This is a genomic window from Symbioplanes lichenis, from assembly GCF_030709675.1.
GTDB classification, from domain to species: Bacteria; Actinomycetota; Actinomycetes; order Mycobacteriales; family Micromonosporaceae; genus Actinoplanes; species Actinoplanes lichenis.
On record NZ_JAUZQD010000044.1, the window covers coordinates 1 to 2,779 of the forward strand.

Annotated in this window: 2 protein-coding genes; one reads left to right on the top strand and one right to left on the bottom strand. The window is 72.2% G+C overall.

Annotated elements, in window-relative coordinates; genetic code table 11:
- A partial coding sequence (locus RAN62_RS40950) for a hypothetical protein (RefSeq protein WP_305790300.1) occupies positions 1-675 on the bottom strand: 675 nt, incomplete at its 3' end.
- Between the two features lie 103 nt (positions 676-778).
- On the opposite strand from RAN62_RS40950, the gene RAN62_RS40955 reads away from it, so the two are divergent.
- Positions 779-1,666 (top strand): hypothetical protein, encoded by an 888-nt coding sequence (locus tag RAN62_RS40955; RefSeq protein ID WP_305790301.1) that lies wholly within the window; start codon positions 779-781, stop codon positions 1,664-1,666.
- The last annotated feature ends 1,113 nt before the right edge of the window (positions 1,667-2,779 follow it).

Below are 2,779 nucleotides of genomic sequence, written 5' to 3' on the forward strand. Positions count from 1 at the left end.
GGCCATGGCCTCGCGGACAGCGCGGTCACGCTGATTGGCGTGCTGGGCCATCGGGTCGGCGTTGGCGTCGAACTGGTAGCCGCCGGTGATGAGTTGCGCTTCGTCGTTGTTGGCGATGGTGGTGTCGGCGTTGGAGAACAGGCCGGCCATGGAGTCGACGTCGGCGTCGCCGGTGTGCACGAATGTCGGGGTGTTGTTGGTCTTGATGTTGCCGAGCAGGTTTTCGGCTTCGGGGTGCCGCACGATGGTCTCGCGGATTGCCGCGTAGGGGATGGTGTCTTGTCCGAGGGGTCGTCCTTGTTCGATGTCGCGGTTGGTCCAGGAGAAGCCGATGACGGTGACGGGGAATGGTGCGTTGATGGTTTGGGCGAGGGTGTCGGCGATTTGCTGGTCGGAGTAGGTGCCGCGGTAGCCGTTGACGCCGATGATGAGGCCGAAGCGTCCGGTGTGGGGGTTGGTGGTGAAGCCGGCGGCGTATTTGTTGATCAGGTTTTGCAGGTTGGTGCCGGGTGTGACGGGGACGGTGGCCAGGTAGGCGGGTTTGTCGGTGGTGGTGTCGTCGCGTGGGGGGACGACGGGGTTGATGCGGCGGGGCTGGCCGACTTGTTGGAAGCCGTAGGTCTGCTGGGCTGCCCGGAAAGGCGCCGATCCTCGATTGCCGAAGACTGTGGGCATCGGCGTGGTGGCCGGGCGGGGCGTGGCGGGTTGAGGAGCTGACCTGGCCGGGCCGTTGCCTCGCGGGGCGTGGGACGGGGTCTGCACGCTGCCGGGTGCGGCGGTGACGGTCGTCTCGCTGCTGGTGTTGCCGGTCGCGGTCTCGCTGGGCGCGGTGGTGGTGGGCGCGGTGTCGCTGTCAACGGCAGGGCTGGGGGTGGCCTCGGTCGCCGGGGAGGCATCTGCGATCTCTGGCGAGATGTCTGCGATTGCGGGGGAGACGTCGGTGATTGCCGGCGAGATGTCTGCTGTCGGCGGCGGGACTGCTGCGGTGGTCGGCGGAGTAGCCGTGGAGGTCGGCGCGGCTACGGCGGTGGGCGGCGTTGGCGCATCTCGTGAGGCCGCCTTGTCGGCGGGGGATGCGCTTGCCGGCGTGGTGCTGGCTGGTGGTGTGTTGCCGGGCGTTGTGGCCGCGGGTGTTGTGCCTACCGGTGATGTGCCGCTCGGAGGAGTGGCAGTCGGTGGCGCGGCGGTCGGAGTAGTGGATGGGCCGGCCAGGTCGACAGGGAGAGCGGGACCGGTCGACGTAGGCGCAGCAGCGGTGGACGGCGAAACCGTGGAGCTCGCGGGCGCAGCGGTTTGCGTCGGCAGCGCGGTTTGCGCGGGCGGCGTGCTTTGCGTGGGCGGCGCGATCTGCGGGAGCGGGGCAGTCTGCGTTGGCGCGACGGTTGGTGTAGCCGGCGCGGTCTGCGTGGTCTGCGCCGGCGGGACAGCCTCCACGGGCGCGGCGGTCTGCACGGGTGCGGCGGTCTGCACGGGCGCGGCGGTCTGCACGGGTGCGGCGGTCTGCAGGGGTGGAGCGGTCTGCGTGGGTGAAGCGGTTTGGGCGGGCGGCGTTTGCGTCTCGGGCGAAGCGGTGCCGGTGGTCGGCGCGACGGCCGGCGGCGGAGTGGTTGTCGGCGTAGCGCTGGGCGGTGGGGAGCCCGCGGACTCGAAGCCGGGCAGGCCCTGATTCGTTGGCGCGGGCGAGTTGGTCGCGACGGGCGCCGGAGTGGGCGCCTCCACCGGTGTGGGAGTCGTGGCGCCGGCGGGTGTGGGGGTCGTGGTGCCCACGGGTGTGGGAGTCGTGGCGCCGACGGGTGTGGGATTGGTGGCGTTCGCGGGTGTCGGGGTGGTGGCGTCCGCGGGTGTCGGGGTGGTGGCGCCCACTGGTGTCGGAGTGGTGGTGCCTGCCGGTGTGGGGGTGGTGGCGTCGGCGGGAGTTGGGGTTGGCGCGGTGGTGCTGGTTGGAGCCGGTGCAGGGGTTGTTGAGCCGGTGGGCGTTGGAGTTGCCGATGCGGTCTCGGTGGAGGTGGGAGTAGCGGACGACGCTGGAGTCGCCGACGGTGCTGGGGCGGCGGCGGATGGTGGGGCGTCTGCTGGGGAGGGCGCGGGCGCCGGCGACGGGGCGGATACCGGGGCTGGCGTGGAGGTGGTGACGCCGGCGGGGGGGTGGGCGGGAGTCGTGGTGGCTTGGGGAGCCGGGCTTCCGGTTGGCGATGGGTTTCCCGTGGGAGAGGGATTGCCAGTGGGCGCGGGGCCGGCCGTTGGTGCGGGATCGGCGGCGGGTGAAGGAGTTGGTGCGGCAGGTGCGGGGCTGCCGATGGGGTCGACGCCGCGAGTGGGCGATGGAGAGCCGGTGGGTGACGGAGACGCCGCGGGAGCCGGCCCGCCGCTGGGAGACAAAGAGCCGGTCGGTGACGGGGAGGCGGCGGGTGACGGAGCGCCCGCGGCCGGTGAGGGTGCGCCTGCAGCTGGCGAGGGGGCGCCCACGGCTGGTGAGGGGGCGCCCACGGCTGGTGAGGGAGTGCTCGCCGGAGGTGGGGTGCCGGCGGCTGGTTGCGGGCCGGGACCCTCGACCGCGGTGGTCGGGTCGCTGGAGGGCGGGGTCCCTGACGTCGGGGGCGGTGTCCCCGCCGACTCGGAGTACGGCGGGGGCTTGCCCGTCGGATCTCCGTAGGCGGGCGGCGGCTCCTGCGTCGTCGTGGCCGGGGGCGGCGTGTTGTCGCCGGTTTTGAGGTTGGGCGGCGGGCGGTCGCCGTTCATGTTGGGGGCGAAGGTTTTGTTGATTTCGGTGGCCCAGTGT